Source organism: Serratia sp. TSA_130.1 (assembly GCF_052691795.1).
In genome coordinates this window covers 132,172-148,583 of sequence record NZ_JBQZFS010000008.1, presented here as the reverse complement: position 1 = coordinate 148,583, position 16,412 = coordinate 132,172, and the positions used below count along the sequence as shown (strand labels likewise).

Genomic DNA, 16,412 nt, shown 5'->3' with positions numbered 1-16,412 from the left:
AACGGCCTTTGCACTGCGAGTTAACAGGAGAATCGAAATGTCTTCACTGCTTGCCAAATGTCAGACGCCGAACGCCGAGGGGCGTATCCAGCACGTGACGCCGGAAAATGCCGGTTGGCGCTATGTCGGCTTTGACGTTTACCGCCTGGCTGCCGGGCAGTCGCTGCAGCTGGAATGCGGCGACAAGGAACTGTGTCTGGTGCTGGTGGCCGGTATCGCCTCCGTCGCCACGCGGCGCGCTGAATACCCGCATATCGGCAAACGCATGAGCCCGTTCGAGCGCACGCCGCCGTATGCGGTGTATGTGCCGCACCACGATCGCATCGACGTGCGGGCGGAAACCGATCTGGAGCTGGCGGTGTGCAGCGCGCCCGGCGGCGGCCACCTGCCTTCACGGCTGATCACGCCGGCGGATATCGGCGTGGAGCGGCGCGGCAAGGGGCGCAACCAGCGGCTGGTGCACAACATTCTGCCGGACAGCGAGCCGGCCGACAGTCTGCTGGTGGTGGAGGTTTACACCGACGAGGGCAACACCAGCTCCTACCCGAGCCACAAGCACGATCAAGAAGACTCGCCGGACGAAACCTATCTGGAAGAGACGTACTATCACCGCATTCAGCCGGAGCAAGGGTTCTGCATGCAGCGCGTCTATACCGACGACCGCACGCTCGACGAGTGCATGCCGGTCTACAATCGCGACGTGGTGAAAGTGCCGCGCGGTTATCACCCGGTGGCGACCCTGGCGGGTTACGACAACTATTACCTCAACGTGATGGCCGGGCCGGTGCGGCAGTGGAAGTTCACCTGGGAAAAAGACCACGCCTGGATTAACGGCGACGGCTACCCCGCCGCGCAATAGGCGCTTGAGGCCCGGCTTGCCGGGCTTTTTTGTCAGCTTTACTCGTCCCGGGCGTTATTCAGCGCCAGCGAGACCGCCAGCGTCTGCGCCAGGCACATCGAAGCCACCTGCGAGCGGAACCCGTCCACCTGCGCTTCGCGCACCACGAAACAGACGTCGCTGAAGGCGGCCAGCGGGCTGACCTGGCTGTCGGTGATGGCGATCTGCTGCGCGCCGCGCTTGGCGCCCAATTCCACCAGTTCCACCGCCTCGCGGGCGTACGGCGAATAGCTGATGGCGATCACCACGTCCTTCGGTTTCACCATGCTCAGCTGTTCGGTGAACATCCCGCCCAGGCCGTCGATCAGAAACGCGCGGCGCTCCAGATGGCGCAGCGCATAGGTGAGGTAGGAAGCGACGCTGAACGAGCGGCGCAGGCCGATCACGTAGATGTTTTCGGCGTTGTTGAGCAGCTCGACGGCGCGATCCAGCTGCTCGGGGGCGATCTGCATCGCCAGCTGCTGCAGCGCCTGCGCGTTGACCATGGTGAACACGTTGAGAATCTCCGCCGGTTTCTCCGGCGCGACGTTGTCGTCGGTGGAGGTTTGGCGGAACAGGCGCGCGCGCTCGGTATAGTTCACCGTCTCTTCCATCAGATGCTGACGGAACACCTGCTTCATTTCGTTGAAGCCGCTGAAGCCGAAGGCGTTGGCGAAACGGATCAGGGTGGAAGGCGGCACGCTGGCCTGTGCGGCGATGGAGGCAACGGTATCGAAAGCGATGCTGTTACTGTTATCCAAAATGTAGCGCGCCACCTGCTTCAAACGCTTGCTCAGCGTTTCATAACGGTGGCGGATCTCGTCCTGTAACAGCGAAAGTTGAGTTGGGTTGTTCATCCATTCGGCTCGCAGTGGGGTGAAGGCGCATTGGCCTGACGCCTGAAATATTGACAGGGTATTTTAACAGACGGAGCGGAAATTTCATTTCCTCAAAAAGCGATTTATTCGATCGCACATTGCGCGACTTCACAGAAAATGGGCAAAAAAATCCCCTTAAAGCGGCGAAATGGCCTTAAGGGGACGTGAACCTGCTGTTGCTGTCAGTGCGCGCCGCCCGCCTGCGGACGGTACTGGCGCCAGAAACCGATCAGCGTCAGGTATTTTTGTTTCACCTGCTCGATCAGGGCCGCGTCGTCGATTTCCCCCTGTAGCCAGCGGCGCGAAGGTTGGCCGAAAATGGTGCGGCCGACGGCGAAACCTTTCACCCAGCGCGCATCTGCGGCGGCGGCAAAGCCCGCCTTCAGCACCGCCTCCGGGGAGTCGAGCCCCAGGATCAGCACGCCGCGGCAGTCGGGATCGCAGGCGTCGATCAGCGCGCCGACCCGCTGCCAGTTTTCCGCGCTCAGCGGCGGCAGTTTCCACCAGTCCGGCTGAATGCCCAACTGGTAGAAGTGTTCAATCATCTCCAGGTAATAGCGCTCGTCCTTGTCGGCATTGCCGTCCGGCAGGATCACCTCCAGCAGCAGCTCATGGCCGGATTTGCAGCAGCCGCGGTAGACGTCGGCGATCAGCGCATCCTGTTCGCGGCGCAGTTCCGCCGCGTCGTGTGGGTGATAAAACACCAGGCACTTCACCACGTGCTCCTGCGGCCAGTCGATCAATTGCGAGCCGATATTGCCGTGCTCCAGGCGCAGCGGGCGCGAGCTGGGCAGCTCCACCGGCCGGCCGATCCACCATCCCTGGCCGGTGATTTCGTTCAGCGCCGCCTGCCCGTAGGTGGTGTCGGCCAGAATGCCGCTGTTGCCGTTGAGCCCGGCCTGCGCGGCGGCCTGTCGCGCCGCAGTGAGCAGCAGGGTCTTCAGACGCGGGATGCGTTCCTCGCCGACGCCGGCTTCGCGCGCCATGTCCGCCAGCTGCTTGCGGTGATCGAAGGCGAACACGCACAGTTCCGGCCACTGTTGCTTGCGGGTGGTGACCCGGTGCAGGTGGTTCAGGCGCGCGTCGCGGTCCGGGCGCGTGACCTGTTGTTCACGCTGCAGGTAGTCGTCCAGCTCCCGTTTGGTCGGCATGGCCGGCGCGCAGCCGTGGCGCGAGACCACCAATGCGCCGCAGGCGTTGGCGTAGCGGCAGGCCTGATCCCAACCCTCATCGTTCAGATAGCCGCGCAGCAGACCGGACATAAAGGCGTCGCCGGCCCCCAGCACGTTCAGCACCTCCACCCGCACGCCGGCGTGCAGCTTCACCTGCGCCCAGTCGTCGGCGATGTCATCTTCGAACACCGAGCAGCCCTGCGCGCCGCGCTTGCACACCAGCGTGGCCGCGGTCGTCCGGCGCACGTTTTTCAGCGCCGTCAGCGTATCGGTGCTGCCGCCGGCGATATGAAATTCCTCTTCGGTGCCGACGATCAGATCGAAATGGTGCAGCACTTCCTGCAGCTCGCGGGTCACCTGTGCCGATTCCACAAAGCGGGTTTCGCCGTCGCCCAGCGACGTCAGCCCCCACAGCACCGGGCGATAATCGATGTCGAGCGCGGTGCGCAAACCGTGGCGGCGCGCGTATTCCAGCGCCTTCAACACGGCGGCGCGGGTGTTCGGGTGCGACAGGTGCGTGCCGGTGATGGCCAGCGCGCGCGCGCTGGCGATGTAGGTTTCGTCGATGTCGTCCGGCGTCAGCGCCATGTCCGCGCAGTTTTCGCGGTAGAAGATCAGCGGGAAGGTTTCCTGATCCTTGATGCCGAGGATCACCAGGCCGGTTAACCGGTGTTTGTCGGTGATCAGACAGCGGGTATCGGCCCCGACGCGCTGCAGCTCTTCACGCAGAAAGCGGCCCATGTGTTCATCGCCGACGCGGGCCAGCATGCCGGATTTCAACCCCTGAATGGCGGTGCCGTAGGCCACGTTGCCGGAAGAGCCGCCGAGGTATTTGGCGAATGTGCCGGCGTCTTCCAGACGCGCGCCGATCTGCTGAGCATAGAAATCGACGGCGATGCGCCCGAGACAAATGACATCAAGCTGTTTTTCTTGTGTAGCCATACCCGTTTCCTTCTGTTTAAGCAAAACTCCGGCGGCGGCCCGAGCGTGGCGCCTTGCAGGAAGCATGGGAACAGTATGGGGAATGAAAATTTCAATTTCAATATGGAATGAAATTTACACCCCAAAAATGTGATGCATTTAAAACATCGACGGAGGAGCGGAAAAAGCGGATTAAGTCGCCATGAGAGGGTGGCGGAGGGCGTGTGGCAAAGAGGCGCCGGGGCAGGATGAAAGACGGTCGCCCTGCGTGCTGATGGCATTCCCCGGCTGGTGCGCGGCGCTAAGCCGGTAAAGGCCAAACCACGAGATGAAACGGGCTTTTCATCTAATATGCGATCTTTATCGCAAAATGAAATGTTTCTTCTGTAATGTGATTTTATGAAAAATATATTTGTTTATAATCGCTTCACGTTTCAGGTTGTCGACTTCGTGAGCAGCGGGCATCGCCTGCTCAAGATAATAGCTGCCGCCGCGTAACACAAACACGGGATTGTCGGCTCGGCGCGAGCCCTTTCCGGGGCGGCCCTCAATCTAAAGGGTGAGTAAATGGGCAAGATCAGGCTAACCATGGCGCAGGCGCTCGTCAGATTTCTCGATAACCAGTATCTGCTGGCCGACGGGGTGGAAACCAAATTCGTCGCGGGCATTTTCGCGATTTTCGGCCACGGCAACGTACTGGGGTTGGGGCAAGCGCTGGAACAGGATAGTGGCGATCTGCGGGTGCACCAGGGCCGCAACGAACAGGGGATGGCCCACGCGGCGATCGGCTTCGCCAAGCAGAAATTGCGCCGGCAGATTTACGCCTGCACCTCCTCGGTCGGCCCCGGCGCCGCCAATATGATCACCGCCGCGGCTACCGCCACCGCCAACCGCATCCCTTTATTGCTGCTGCCAGGCGACGTTTACGCTTCCCGCCAGCCGGATCCGGTGCTGCAGCAAATCGAACAGTCTTACGATCTCAGCATCAGCACCAACGACGCGTTCCGCGCGGTGAGCAAGTACTGGGACCGCATCGTGCGGCCGGAACAGCTGATGAGCGCCTGCATCAACGCGATGCGCGTGCTGACCGATCCGGCGGAAACCGGCGCGGTGACGCTGTGTCTGCCGCAGGACGTGCAGGGGGAAGCCTACGACTACCCCGACTATTTCTTCCAAAAACGCGTGCACCGGCTCGATCGCCGCCCGGCGACCGACGGCATGTTGGCGGACGCCTTGGCGCTGCTGACGGCCAAACGCAAACCGCTGCTGGTGTGCGGCGGCGGCGTGAAATACTCGCAGGCCGGGCGGGCGCTGCGCGAATTTGCCGAGCGCTTCGGCATTCCGTTTGCCGAAACCCAGGCCGGCAAAGGCACGGTGCCGAGCGACCATGCATTCAACCTCGGTGGCATCGGGGAAACCGGCTGCCTGGCGGCCAACACGTTGGCCCGGCAGGCCGATCTGGTGATCGGCGTCGGTACCCGTTACACCGATTTCACCACCTCGTCCAAATGGCTGTTCCAACACCCGGACGTTAACTTCCTCAATATCAACGTCAGCGCCTTTGACGCCGGCAAGCTCGACGGCGTGCAGGTGCTGGCGGACGCCCGCGAGGCCCTGAACGCATTGGGCGCGCTGCTGGCGCAGGCTGACTACCGCGCCGGCTGGGGCGACGCCATCGCCGCGGCGCGCGCAGCCCAGCGTGAAGAGACCGAGCGGGTTTACGCGGTGGAATACGGCGGCGCGGGTTTTGTACCGGAGATCGACGATCACCTCGATCGCGAGCGGGTGTTCGCCGAATTTATCGCGCAGACCGACTCGGCGATGACGCAAAGCCGGGTGCTGGGGGTGCTGAACCGTGAGCTGCCGCCGGACAGCGTGATTGTCGCCGCCGCCGGTAGCCTGCCGGGCGACCTGCAGCGGGTGTGGCACAACCATGGCGAGCACGGTTACCACGTGGAATACGGTTACTCCTGCATGGGGTACGAGGTGAACGCTGCGCTGGGGGTCAAGCTGGCCGAGCCGCAGCGCGAGGTGTACGCGATGGTGGGTGACGGCGCCTTCATGATGCTCCATTCCGAGCTGGTCACCTCGATTCAGGAAGGCTGCAAGATCAACGTGGTGCTGTTCGACAACATGACCAACGGCTGCATCAACAACCTGCAGATGGAGCACGGCATGGACAGCTACACCACCGAATTCCGCTTCCGTAATCCAGAGGGCGGCAAGCTCGACGGCAAACTGGTGCCGGTCGATTTCGCCATGCTGGCGGCGGCTTACGGGTGCAAAACCTATCGCGTCACCACCGAGCAGCAGCTGCTCGACGCGCTGGCCGACGCCCGCAGGCAAACCGTGTCCACGCTGCTCGACATCAAAGTGCTGCCGAAGACCATGGTGCACAAGTACCTCAGCTGGTGGCGCGTGGGCGGCGCTCAGGTGGCCGACAGCGAAAAAATCGTCGCAGTGGCGCGCAAACTGCAGGAAAACATCGATAAGGCGCGCGATTACTGATTCGTTTTCGAACACAACACACTTTCCAGAGGGTAGCGAAAATGACTTTGAACATTGGGGTTATCGGCACCGGCGCCATCGGCCGCGATCATATCCGTCGCTGCAGTCAAGTTTTGCAGGGCGCCCGCGTCGTGGCGGTGAACGACATCAATCGCGACAACGCCGCCAAGGCGGTGAACGATCTGCAGCTGGATGCGCGGGTGTATGACAGCGGCCACGATCTGATCAAGGCCGCCGACGTGCAGGCGGTGCTGGTCACCTCCTGGGGGCCGAGTCACGAAGAATTCGTGCTGGCGGCCATCGCCGCCGGCAAACCGGTGTTCTGCGAGAAACCGCTGGCGGTGACCGCGCAGGGCTGCAAAAACATCGTCGATGCCGAAGCGAAGTACGGCAAGCGGCTGGTGCAGGTCGGCTTTATGCGCCCCTATGACCAGGGCTATCGCGCGCTGAAACAGGTGCTGACCAGCGGCCAGATCGGCGAACCGCTGATGTTGCACTGCGCGCACCGCAACCCGACGGTCGGCGAGGCTTACACCACCGATATGGCGATCACCGACACCCTGATCCACGAAATCGACGTGCTGCGCTGGCTGCTCGACGACGACTATGTGTCGGTGCAGGTGGTGTTCCCGCGCAAGAGCCCGAAGGCGTTCCCGCATCTGAAAGATCCGCAGATTGTGCTGTTCGAAACCGCCAAAGGCACCCGCATCGACGTCGAGATTTTCGTCAACTGCCAGTACGGCTACGACATTCAGTGTGAAGTGGTGGGGGAAACCGGCATCGCTAAACTGCCGGAGCCGTCCTCGGTGCAGCTGCGCAGCGGCGCCCGCCTGTCGACCGAAATTCTGACCGACTGGAAGGATCGCTTTATCGACGCCTATGACGTCGAGCTGCAGGGGTTCATCAACGACGTGGCCGCGGGCCAACTGACCGGGCCTTCCGCCTGGGACGGCTACGCCGCCGCCGTGACCGCCGACGCCTGCGTGGCGGCCCAGCTCAGCGGCGAGATCGTACCGGTGACCCTGCCGGCGCGCCCGGCGTTTTACAACAAGCCATCGGCTTGAACCCCGTACCCACGATTGCAGAGGAGTGACCATGAAGATCGCTTTTGATGTCGACGTTATCCGGGATTTGGGCGTGACCAAAATGGTTCAGCAGGTGGCGGACTGGGGCTATAAGTACATCGAGCAGTCGCCGCACCCGCAGATCAACCCGTTTTACAAGCATCCGAAGGCCAGCCGCGAAATCATGGCGGAGTATAAAAACGCCCTGAAAGCGACCGGCGTGGAAATATCCTCATTTATCGTGGTGTATCGCTGGTCCGGGCCGGGGGAAGATCGCCGCCAGGCGGCGGTCAAAAACTGGCGACGGATGATCGAAATCGCGGTGGAGATGGGCGTGCAGGTGATCAACACCGAGTTGGCCGGTAACCCCAACGAGCCGGAGATCTGCGAGGAGCTGTGGTATCGCTCGATGGAGGAGCTGCTGCCGATCGTCGAGCGTGAGGGCATCCGTATGGAGATCCAGTCGCATCCGTGGGACTTCTGTGAGCTGAGCAACGAAACCGCCGATCTGGTGAAATCGCTGCGCAGCGACCACGTCAAATACCTCTACAGCGTGCCGCACACCTTCTACTACGACAAAGGGCAGGGTGACGTGGCCGGCATGCTGCAGTACGCCGGGGACGATCTTTCCCACGTGCTGATCGCCGACACCATGAATCACACCAAGCATTGCCGTTATATCGTCAATCCGCCGGGTGTTGACGCCGCGGTGCACCAGCACGTCGGCATCGGCGAAGGCGAGGTGAATTTCGACGCCCTTTTCCAGACGCTGCGCGAGATGGAATTTGCCAACCGCAGCTTCAAGGCCGGCGGTGAATCGATCATCTGCACCTCGCTGTTCGGCTACCCGGAAAAGATGCCGAGCCAGGCGGTGGCGACCAGAGAGCGCATCGAAAGAGAGCTGTTGGACAAATAATCTTATTCGGCTCGCCGGCGGCGTTTGCACCGGCGGCCCTCCAAGGACCGAGGCAGACCATGAATAAAGACAACGTGAAATTGGCCATCGCGCCGATCGGCTGGACCAACGACGACATGCCCGATCTGGGCAAGGAAAATACCTTTCAGCAGTGCGTCAGCGAAATGGCGCTGGCCGGTTTCACCGGCAGTGAAGTGGGCAGCAAATACCCGCGCGATCCGGCGGTGCTGAAACCGATGCTGGATATTCGCGGCATCCAGATCTGCAACGCCTGGTTCAGCACCTTTTTCGCCGACGGTCAGAAAGACAAAACCATCGATGAGTTTATCAACCACATGAATTTCCTGCATGCCATGGGCGCCAGGGTGATCGGCTGCTCCGAGCAGAGCAAGAGTATTCAGGGCACCACCAAAGGCGTGTTCGAAGAGAAGCCGTACTTTAGTGATGAAGAGTGGCAGCGGGTGGCCGACGGTTACAACGAGTTGGCGAAGATCGCCGCCGACAAAGGCATGCAGGTGTGTTTGCACCACCACATGGGCACCGGCATTCAGACCACGGCCGAAATCGATCGCTACATGAGCATGGTCAACGACGACGTCTACCTGCTGTTCGATACCGGCCACGCCTACTATTCGGAAGGCAGCCAGCAGGCGATGATGGCGATCCTGGAGAAGTATCTGCCGCGCATCAACCACGTCCATCTGAAGGATGTGCGCGATGAGGTGGTGGCGGAAGTGAAAGCCAACAAGCTGAGCTTCCTCGACGGCGTTAAGAAGGGCACCTTCACCGTGCCGGGTGATGGCGTGATCGACTTCAGGCCGGTGTTCAAGCTACTGGACGAGCGCGGTTACAAAGGGTGGATGGTGGTGGAGGCCGAGCAGGATCCGGCGCTGGCCAACCCGTTCGAGTATGCGGTGAAAGCGCGCCGCTATATTCGGGAAACCGCCGGTATTTAAACGGCGAGGGGCAATAAAGATCGAGGGGCGCCGCCGGCGCCCCTTTTTTGATGGCGGCGCGTTAGCCGCCGAGCGTTTGCCAGGTTGTGACCTGGCTGCCTGGCCACGGTGTGGCGGTATGCACACCACGGGCGATCGCCCGAGCGAGGGTATCCGCCGCCAGCGCGCCGATTTGCAGTACCGCCAGTTCACGGCTGCCCTGAACCTCGCGCAGCCCGGTGGACAGGGCGAACACCACGTCGCCGTCAAACGGGCTGTGCAGTGGGCGAATAGCGCGCGCCATACCGTCTTGCGCCATGATGGCCACCCGTTTCAACTCCACTCGCGTCAGCGCCAGGTCGGTGGCGATGCAGGCCAGGGTGGTGTTCTTTCTGCCGCCCTGCGGCTCTTGCACCATCCAGTCTTCACCCTGCGCATGCAGTTGCGCCAGCGCCGCCGCGCCGCCGTTGCCAAATTCACCGTTAATTTCATAAGGCGTCGCCCAGAAGGCGCGGGTGCCGGGTGCGACCACCGCACCCAAACTGTTGACCGCCACCAGGGCGCCGACGGTAGCGCCATTGGCGGCAATGATAGATGCCGAGCCGAGGCCGCCTTTCAGCTTACCCATGCCGGTCATGGCGCCGTAGCCGGCGCCGACGGTGCCCAGCGGAAAATCCAGGCCGGCTTTGCCGACCGCCTCGATGCCCAACTGGCGATACGGCGGCGTGAGCTGCCAGTTTTTGTCGCCGCCGTTGGCCAGATCGTACAGGCAGGCGGTGGGCACGATAGGGGAGACCGGCACGCCGGGTGCCGGGCGCAGCGCGTAGCCTTTACCCTGTTGCCCCAGCCAGGCTGCGACGCCATCCGCCGCCGCCAGACCGTAAACCGAGCCGCCGCTGAACGTCAGCGCATCGATGGTCTGTACCAAATTGTCCTCACCCAGCGCGTCGGTTTCCCGGGTGGCGGGGCCGCCGCCGCGCACGTCCACGGCAGCAATCGCCGGGCTGTCCGGCAGGATAACCGTCGCGCCGGTGCGCACCCGGCTGTCCTGCGCCACGCCGACCTTCAGGCCCGGCACATCGGTAATCAGGTTGCGAGCGCCTGGGCGCCCGGCGGCGGGAGTTGGCATAGCGGCACCTAATGGGGTGAGAGGAGAGAATATGCCGACGGCGGCGGTCAGGCCGGCCAGCGCTTGTAAAAAGGTTCGGCGGTTGATATGCAGGGGCCGGCACAGCGGCCCCTGCGGGTGGGGAATATTACGCATCGCCGTACGGCTGCCCGGAGCGCAAACGCGCCATATGGTAGGCGTCGACCAGCACGCCGTCGCGCATGGCATAGGCGCGGCTGGTGCCCTCTATCTCGAAACCGAATTTGCGGTATAGCGCGATGGCCGCCGGGTTGTCGGTGAACACCGTCAGTTCGATGCGCTCAATGGCCGCCCAGTTGTCACACAGGTCGATCATCGCCTGCATCAGGCGGCTACCGACGCCTTTGCCGTGGTAGCGCGGATCGACGCCGATGCCGAAGGTGGCGACGTGGCGGCGGCGAACGCGTTGATTCAGCATCACAACCAACTGGCCGGCAAGCTGCCCGTCGATGATGGCCGCCAGGTTATGCGTGCCCGGTTCGGGATTGGCGAGGCGCTTCTGCCAGGACTCGACGGACGGTAGCGGGAGCTGCAGCGTATCGCGATAGACGGGTGTCTGCGAATAAAGATGATGCAGGGCTTGCGCATCCGTTGTTTCCACGTGGCGTATCACGATCTCGCTCATGTCGCTGCTCCTTTTGCTTACCGGTTGAATAACCTCTGAATTTATCCGTTTACTGCCTTGAGTCAATATTATTTGAACGGGTCAAAAAAAACGCTTTACAGGTGCGAATGATAATGATTATTATTGCGATGCGTTCCGGGGAGGGCATCAACCCTTGATACTCTCGCTGCGAAGGCACGACATTGCTCACATTGCTTCCAGTGTTTACTTAGCCAGCTCGGGTGCTGGCTTTTTTTTTGCCGTTTTTCAGCCGTTTCCGCCTTCAACAAATCCGCTGCCCATCCGCTGTTCCATTCCATCGAAATTTTTGAACAGAGGCATGAGTTTTTTACGCTTTCTTATTCTGCTGGCAGGACTAGACTGTAAAAAAACATTGAGGAGAGTTGAATATGATTTATGTACGTAAAGCGGAAGACCGCGGCCACGCCAATCATGGCTGGCTGGATAGCTGGCACACCTTCTCATTTGCCGATTACTACGATCCGAACTTTATGGGGTTCTCGGCGCTGCGGGTGATCAACGAAGATATGATCGACGCAGGGCAGGGTTTCGGTACCCACCCGCATAAAGACATGGAAATCCTGACCTATGTGCTGAGCGGCACGGTGGAACATCAGGACAGCATGGGCAACAAGGAGCAGATCCAGGCCGGCGAATTCCAGATCATGAGTGCGGGCACCGGGGTGCGTCACTCTGAGTACAACGCCAATCAGGATCGTCCGTTGCACCTGTACCAGATTTGGATCATCCCGGATCAGGTCGGGCTTGAGCCACGCTACGAGCAGCGCATGTTCGACGCGCCGCAGGGCCGTCAGCTGGTGCTGTCGCCGGATGCGCGTGACGGCTCGCTGAAGGTGTTCCAGGATATGACGCTGTCGCGTTGGGCGCTGAATAAAGGCGAGCAGGGGGAATGCCCGTTCGCCGCCGGCCGTCGCGTTTGGATCCAGGTGGTGCGCGGTAAGGTCTCGGTCAACGGCCAGACCGCCGGCATCAGCGACGCGTTCGCGGTGTGGGATGAATCTGCGCTGACGATTCAGGCCGACGAAGAGAGCGAAATCCTGCTGTTCGATCTGCCGCCGGTGTGATTAAGCGGTAAATATCAAGGGCTCACGGTGTGAGCCCTTGAGGTTAACGACAAGCCTGATGACGCTGCCTGACTTAACGCCGGCAAAACATATAAAAACAAGGAAAATCAATTTATTGATTTTCGGCTGACAATCACAAAGGGGAAAAACCACGCTTTTTCCCCTTTGTCTGCGTATGAAGGGCTCACGGTGTGAGCCCTTTTTGCGTTGGCCGTCGCATAACCGACAATATCGGCCCGCCGTTTTTTTTGCTAAAATGACTGCCCATTCACGGTTAGTCAGTTCATTGATAATGAAGAAAAAACGGCCGGTACTCCAGGATGTGGCGGACAAGGTGGGCGTGACCAAGATGACGGTGAGCCGTTATCTGCGCAATCCCGACCAGGTTTCCGCCGCCCTGCAGCAAAAAATCGCCGTCGCGCTGGATGAGCTGGGCTACATCCCCAACCGCGCGCCGGACATCCTCTCCAACGCCACCAGCCGGGCGATTGGCGTGCTGTTGCCGTCGTTGACCAACCAGGTGTTCGCCGAAGTGCTGCGCGGCATCGAAAGCGTGACCGACGCGCACAACTACCAGACCATGCTGGCGCACTATGGCTACCTGCCGGAGCGTGAAGAAGAGCGTCTGACCTCGCTGCTGTCTTACAATATCGACGGCCTGATCCTGTCTGAGCGCCATCACACGCCGCGCACCCTGAAAATGATCGAGGTGGCGGGCATTCCGGTGGTAGAGCTGATGGACTGCGTCTCGCCGTGCATCGATCTGGCGGTGGGCTTCAACAACTTCGAGGCGGCGCGCCAGATGACCCAGCAGATCATCGCGCACGGCCACCGTCACGTGGTCTATTTCGGCGCCCGCCAGGATGAACGTACCCTCATCAAGCAGCAGGGGTATGAGCAGGCGATGCGTGAATCCGGTCTGGAGCCTTACAGCATCATGACCGCGCGATCTTCCTCCTATTCCGCCGGCGGCGAGCTGCTGCGCCAGGCGCAGCGCGATTATCCGCAGATCGACAGTATCTTCTGCACCAACGATGACCTGGCGATCGGCGCGGCCTTCGAGTGCCAGCGACAGGGGCTGTCGATCCCGCAGGACATGGCGATCGCCGGTTTCCACGGCCATGACATCGGTCAGGTGATGGTGCCGAAGCTGGCCAGCGTGCTGACGCCGCGCGAACGCATGGGGCAGATCGGCGCCGAGCGCTTGCTGGCCCGGCTGCGTGGTGAAACGGTGTGCCCGCGCATGGTGGACGTCGGTTTCACCGTGATCCCAGGCGGCAGCATCTGAGCCATTTTAACGTTCTGTTTTAACACCCTTTCTTTTTGCAGCGCGTCCTGAGGCGCGCTGGTTATCCCGCCTGTAAGCCCGCCGCTCGTTGCCGACATAAGTTTGATCTCTGTCCCAGAACGCGAATTTTAGCCGCTTACCCGGTTCCGAGGCTTATGTTGTTACCGGTATCATGATACCGGTAACAACGAGTGGGCGGTCATCTTGCTGCAAGACTGAACCTCTGAATCAACAACACCTACAGCTCTTCTTAAACACCGGGAAAGAGCCTAAAAATAAAACAACCGCACGCTTTACGCCTATCGTAAAGAGAGTCGCGATAAAAGGTTGGAGAAAAACTATGCCATTAGTGATTGTTGCAGGCGGCGTAGCGCTGCTGCTGCTGCTGATGATCCGCTTCAAGCTGAACGGCTTTATCTCTCTGGTTCTGGTTGCTCTGGCGGTCGGGATTGCACAGGGGATGCCGGTCGATAAGGTCATCGGCTCCATCAAGGCCGGCGTGGGCGGCACGCTGGGCAGCCTGGCGCTGATCATGGGCTTCGGTGCCATGCTCGGCAAGCTGCTGGCGGACTGCGGCGGCGCACAGCGCATCGCCACCACGCTGATCGACAAGTTCGGCAGAAAACACATTCAATGGGCGGTGGTGCTGACCGGTTTCACCGTCGGCTTCGCGCTGTTCTACGAAGTGGGCTTTGTGCTGTTGCTGCCGCTGGTGTTCACCATCGCCGCCTCCGCGCGCATTCCGCTGCTGTACGTCGGCGTGCCGATGGCCGCTGCGCTGTCGGTGACTCACGGCTTCCTGCCGCCGCACCCGGGCCCGACCGCTATCGCCACCATCTTCCATGCCGACATGGGTAAAACCCTGTTGTACGGCACGCTGCTGGCGATCCCGACGGTGATCCTGGCCGGCCCGGTCTATGCCCGCTTCCTGAAAGGCATCGACAAGCCGGTGCCGGAAGGCCTGTACAACCCGAAAACCTTTACCGACGCGGAGATGCCGAGCTTTGGCGTCAGCGTCGCCACGTCGCTGGTGCCGGTGATCCTGATGGCGCTGCGCGCGGTGGCTGAAATGGTGTTGCCGAAGGGCCACAGCCTGCTGCGCTTCGCCGAGTTCTTCGGCGACCCGGTGATGGCGACCCTGATCGCCGTGCTGATCGCCATCTTCACCTTCGGCCTGAACCGCGGCCGCACCATGGATGAAGTGATGGGCACCATCACCGACTCGATTAAAATCATCGCCATGATGCTGTTGATCATCGGCGGCGGCGGCGCCTTCAAACAGGTGCTGGTGGACAGCGGCGTCGAGCAGTACATCGCCGGCCTGATGGAAGGCAGCAACGTTTCGCCGATCCTGATGGCCTGGTCGATCGCCGCCGCGCTGCGTCTGGCGCTGGGTTCCGCCACCGTGGCGGCGATCACCGCCGGCGGCATCGTCGCCCCGCTGATCGCCACCACCGGCGTCAGCCCTGAGCTGATGGTGATTGCGGTCGGTTCCGGCAGCGTTATCTTCTCGCACGTTAACGATCCGGGCTTCTGGCTGTTCAAGGAGTACTTCAACCTGAGCATCATGGAAACCATCAAATCCTGGTCGGTGCTGGAAACCATCATCTCGGTGTGTGGCCTGGTGGGCTGCCTGCTGCTGGCGACGGTCGTATAATCGTTATCCGACGCCCTGCGGGGCGTCGGCGTTCCAGAGTATCTTTATCAGTTGGGACGCATTTGGCGCTCGCGCCAGTTCCCATAAGGGCATGACACAATGAGTAATCCGCAGAATCACGTATTTATCCTGATGGGGGTGTCCGGCAGCGGTAAATCCGCCGTGGCCAGCGCCGTCGCCCGGGAAGCCGATGCCGCCATGCTGGACGGCGATTATCTGCATCCGCGCGCCAACATCAACAAAATGGCTGCCGGGCACGCGCTGGACGACAACGATCGCGCCCCGTGGCTGGCGGCCTTGAATGACGCCATCTTCGCCATGCAACGCACCAATCCCGTGTCGCTGCTGGTCTGCTCGGCGCTGAAAAAAAGCTATCGCGACCGCCTGCGCGAAGGGAATAGCAACCTGCATTTCCTCTACCTGAAAGGCGACAAAGCGGTGATCGAGGAGCGCCTGAAGCAGCGCAAAGGTCATTTCTTCAAACCGCAGATGCTGGTTTCGCAGTTCGCCACGTTGGAAGAGCCGGGCGAGCAGGAGCCGGATGTGCAAGCGATCGACATCAACCAGCCGCTGGACGGCGTGGTCGCCGATACGCTCGCCTATATTCGCCGCGTTACCGCCCGCTGAGCGCGGGCCGTTGTCGGCGCCGCCAGGCGCCTACAGCTTCATGTAAGCCCGCACGCCGTCCAGGAACATCTGGGTCGACAGCATCACCAGAATCAGCCCCATCAACCGCTCCAGCGCGCTGACGCCTTTGCTGCCCAGCAGGCGCAGGAACAGGTTCGACATCAGCAAAATGGCCGCAGAGAGGCCCCAGGCGATCAACAGCGCCGCCACCAGATGGGGCAGCTGATGTGGATACTGGTGCGACAGCAGCATCAATGCAGCCAGAATCGACGGCCCGGCCACCAGCGGGATCGCCAGCGGCACCAGGAACGGCTCCTCGCCGGCGGACAGCCCGGAGCTGTTTCCTTCCTGCGAGGGGAAAATCATCTTGATGGCGATCAGAAACAGGATGATGCCGCCGGAAATGGAGACGGTTTCGGTGCGCAGGTTGAGGAACGCCAGAATTTTCTCGCCGGCGAACAGGAAGATCAGCATCAGCAGCAGGGCGATCAGCAGCTCGCGAATCAACACCACGCGGCGGCGGCGCGGTTCCAGGTGTTTGAGCACCGACATGAAAATCGGCAGGTTGCCCAGCGGATCCATAATTAAAAACAGCAATACCGTAGCGGAAATCATCTCTGTCATGGTGACCTCGTGATCGGGAAAACGCCTCGGCCTTTTCGGCCGCGTCCTTGCCTATAAGAAGGATTGCTGAGAAATCCCCAGCCATCGA

14 protein-coding genes are annotated in these 16,412 nt (G+C 61.2%); 9 read left to right on the top strand and 5 right to left on the bottom strand.

Annotated features, from left to right (window positions below; genetic code table 11):
- The first annotated feature begins 37 nt into the window (after nucleotides 1-37).
- Nucleotides 38-859: a 5-deoxy-glucuronate isomerase gene (iolB, locus tag ACUTQY_RS22425; protein WP_033645320.1), complete on the top strand. Its 822-nt coding sequence runs from the start codon at nucleotides 38-40 to the stop codon at nucleotides 857-859.
- A 38-nt stretch (nucleotides 860-897) separates the two neighbouring features.
- Here the strand turns inward: iolB and ACUTQY_RS22420 are convergent, their stop codons facing one another.
- Together ACUTQY_RS22420 and ACUTQY_RS22415 are read right to left on the bottom strand one after the other, a co-directional pair.
- Nucleotides 898-1,734 (bottom strand): MurR/RpiR family transcriptional regulator, encoded by an 837-nt coding sequence (locus ACUTQY_RS22420; protein WP_004930856.1) that lies wholly within the window; start codon nucleotides 1,732-1,734, stop codon nucleotides 898-900.
- A gap of 203 nt (nucleotides 1,735-1,937) precedes the next feature.
- The gene (locus ACUTQY_RS22415) at nucleotides 1,938-3,869 is read right to left on the bottom strand and encodes a bifunctional 5-dehydro-2-deoxygluconokinase/5-dehydro-2-deoxyphosphogluconate aldolase (protein ID WP_033645319.1); all 1,932 of its coding nucleotides are present in this window, start codon (nucleotides 3,867-3,869) and stop codon (nucleotides 1,938-1,940) included.
- 546 nt (nucleotides 3,870-4,415) lie between these two features.
- Between ACUTQY_RS22415 and iolD the strand changes: the two genes are divergently transcribed.
- Genes iolD through iolE form a run of 4 tightly spaced genes read left to right on the top strand, consistent with a single transcriptional unit; the run spans nucleotide 4,416 to nucleotide 9,292 of the window.
- Complete coding sequence (iolD, locus tag ACUTQY_RS22410) at nucleotides 4,416-6,356, top strand: 3D-(3,5/4)-trihydroxycyclohexane-1,2-dione acylhydrolase (decyclizing) (RefSeq protein WP_033645318.1); 1,941 nt, start codon at nucleotides 4,416-4,418, stop codon at nucleotides 6,354-6,356.
- A 41-nt stretch (nucleotides 6,357-6,397) separates the two neighbouring features.
- Nucleotides 6,398-7,420 carry a Gfo/Idh/MocA family protein gene (locus ACUTQY_RS22405; protein WP_033645317.1) on the top strand — a complete coding sequence of 341 codons (1,023 nt, stop codon included), beginning with the start codon at nucleotides 6,398-6,400 and terminating at the stop codon, nucleotides 7,418-7,420.
- 31 nt (nucleotides 7,421-7,451) lie between these two features.
- Nucleotides 7,452-8,336, top strand: coding sequence for a sugar phosphate isomerase/epimerase family protein (locus ACUTQY_RS22400; RefSeq protein ID WP_046687939.1), 885 nt, complete (start codon nucleotides 7,452-7,454; stop codon nucleotides 8,334-8,336).
- 59 nt (nucleotides 8,337-8,395) lie between these two features.
- Nucleotides 8,396-9,292, top strand: coding sequence for a myo-inosose-2 dehydratase (gene iolE, locus ACUTQY_RS22395; protein ID WP_015379329.1), 897 nt, complete (start codon nucleotides 8,396-8,398; stop codon nucleotides 9,290-9,292).
- A 61-nt stretch (nucleotides 9,293-9,353) separates the two neighbouring features.
- Here iolE and ACUTQY_RS22390 read toward each other — a convergent pair whose 3' ends face one another.
- On the bottom strand, nucleotides 9,354-10,535 hold the full coding sequence (locus tag ACUTQY_RS22390; protein WP_128868642.1) for a P1 family peptidase: 1,182 nt from the start codon (nucleotides 10,533-10,535) through the stop codon (nucleotides 9,354-9,356).
- A complete protein-coding gene (locus tag ACUTQY_RS22385) occupies nucleotides 10,528-11,043 on the bottom strand; it encodes a GNAT family N-acetyltransferase (protein ID WP_033645313.1) in 516 nt (171 codons plus the stop codon). The genes ACUTQY_RS22390 and ACUTQY_RS22385 overlap by 8 nt, the downstream gene beginning before the upstream one ends.
- 389 nt (nucleotides 11,044-11,432) lie before the next feature.
- Between ACUTQY_RS22385 and ACUTQY_RS22380 the strand changes: the two genes are divergently transcribed.
- The 4 genes from ACUTQY_RS22380 to gntK all read left to right on the top strand — a co-directional run bounded on the left by ACUTQY_RS22380 (nucleotide 11,433) and on the right by gntK (nucleotide 15,700).
- Complete coding sequence (locus tag ACUTQY_RS22380; RefSeq protein ID WP_342188395.1) at nucleotides 11,433-12,128, top strand: pirin family protein; 696 nt, start codon at nucleotides 11,433-11,435, stop codon at nucleotides 12,126-12,128.
- Nucleotides 12,129-12,420: 292 nt separating this feature from the next.
- Entirely contained in the window at nucleotides 12,421-13,416 is a 996-nt protein-coding gene (gene gntR, locus ACUTQY_RS22375) for a gluconate operon transcriptional repressor GntR (protein WP_033645312.1), read from the top strand.
- 340 nt (nucleotides 13,417-13,756) lie between these two features.
- A complete protein-coding gene (gene gntT, locus ACUTQY_RS22370; protein ID WP_016930400.1) occupies nucleotides 13,757-15,073 on the top strand; it encodes a gluconate transporter in 1,317 nt (438 codons plus the stop codon).
- A 99-nt stretch (nucleotides 15,074-15,172) separates the two neighbouring features.
- Nucleotides 15,173-15,700, top strand: a complete 528-nt coding sequence (gene gntK, locus ACUTQY_RS22365; RefSeq protein WP_046687937.1) for a gluconokinase — start codon at nucleotides 15,173-15,175, stop codon at nucleotides 15,698-15,700.
- A 30-nt stretch (nucleotides 15,701-15,730) separates the two neighbouring features.
- On the opposite strand, the gene ACUTQY_RS22360 is transcribed toward gntK, so the two are convergent.
- Nucleotides 15,731-16,324 (bottom strand): YhgN family NAAT transporter, encoded by a 594-nt coding sequence (locus tag ACUTQY_RS22360; protein WP_025159894.1) that lies wholly within the window; start codon nucleotides 16,322-16,324, stop codon nucleotides 15,731-15,733.
- Nucleotides 16,325-16,412: the final 88 nt, after the last annotated feature.

Coding starts and splice junctions, on each gene's coding strand:
- iolB (WP_033645320.1), top strand. CDS start 38: ATGTCTTCACTGCTTGCCAAATGTCAGACGCCGAACGCCGAGGGGCGT.
- ACUTQY_RS22420 (WP_004930856.1), bottom strand. CDS start 1,734: ATGAACAACCCAACTCAACTTTCGCTGTTACAGGACGAGATCCGCCAC.
- ACUTQY_RS22415 (WP_033645319.1), bottom strand. CDS start 3,869: ATGGCTACACAAGAAAAACAGCTTGATGTCATTTGTCTCGGGCGCATC.
- iolD (WP_033645318.1), top strand. CDS start 4,416: ATGGGCAAGATCAGGCTAACCATGGCGCAGGCGCTCGTCAGATTTCTC.
- ACUTQY_RS22405 (WP_033645317.1), top strand. CDS start 6,398: ATGACTTTGAACATTGGGGTTATCGGCACCGGCGCCATCGGCCGCGAT.
- ACUTQY_RS22400 (WP_046687939.1), top strand. CDS start 7,452: ATGAAGATCGCTTTTGATGTCGACGTTATCCGGGATTTGGGCGTGACC.
- iolE (WP_015379329.1), top strand. CDS start 8,396: ATGAATAAAGACAACGTGAAATTGGCCATCGCGCCGATCGGCTGGACC.
- ACUTQY_RS22390 (WP_128868642.1), bottom strand. CDS start 10,535: ATGCGTAATATTCCCCACCCGCAGGGGCCGCTGTGCCGGCCCCTGCAT.
- ACUTQY_RS22385 (WP_033645313.1), bottom strand. CDS start 11,043: ATGAGCGAGATCGTGATACGCCACGTGGAAACAACGGATGCGCAAGCC.
- ACUTQY_RS22380 (WP_342188395.1), top strand. CDS start 11,433: ATGATTTATGTACGTAAAGCGGAAGACCGCGGCCACGCCAATCATGGC.
- gntR (WP_033645312.1), top strand. CDS start 12,421: ATGAAGAAAAAACGGCCGGTACTCCAGGATGTGGCGGACAAGGTGGGC.
- gntT (WP_016930400.1), top strand. CDS start 13,757: ATGCCATTAGTGATTGTTGCAGGCGGCGTAGCGCTGCTGCTGCTGCTG.
- gntK (WP_046687937.1), top strand. CDS start 15,173: ATGAGTAATCCGCAGAATCACGTATTTATCCTGATGGGGGTGTCCGGC.
- ACUTQY_RS22360 (WP_025159894.1), bottom strand. CDS start 16,324: ATGACAGAGATGATTTCCGCTACGGTATTGCTGTTTTTAATTATGGAT.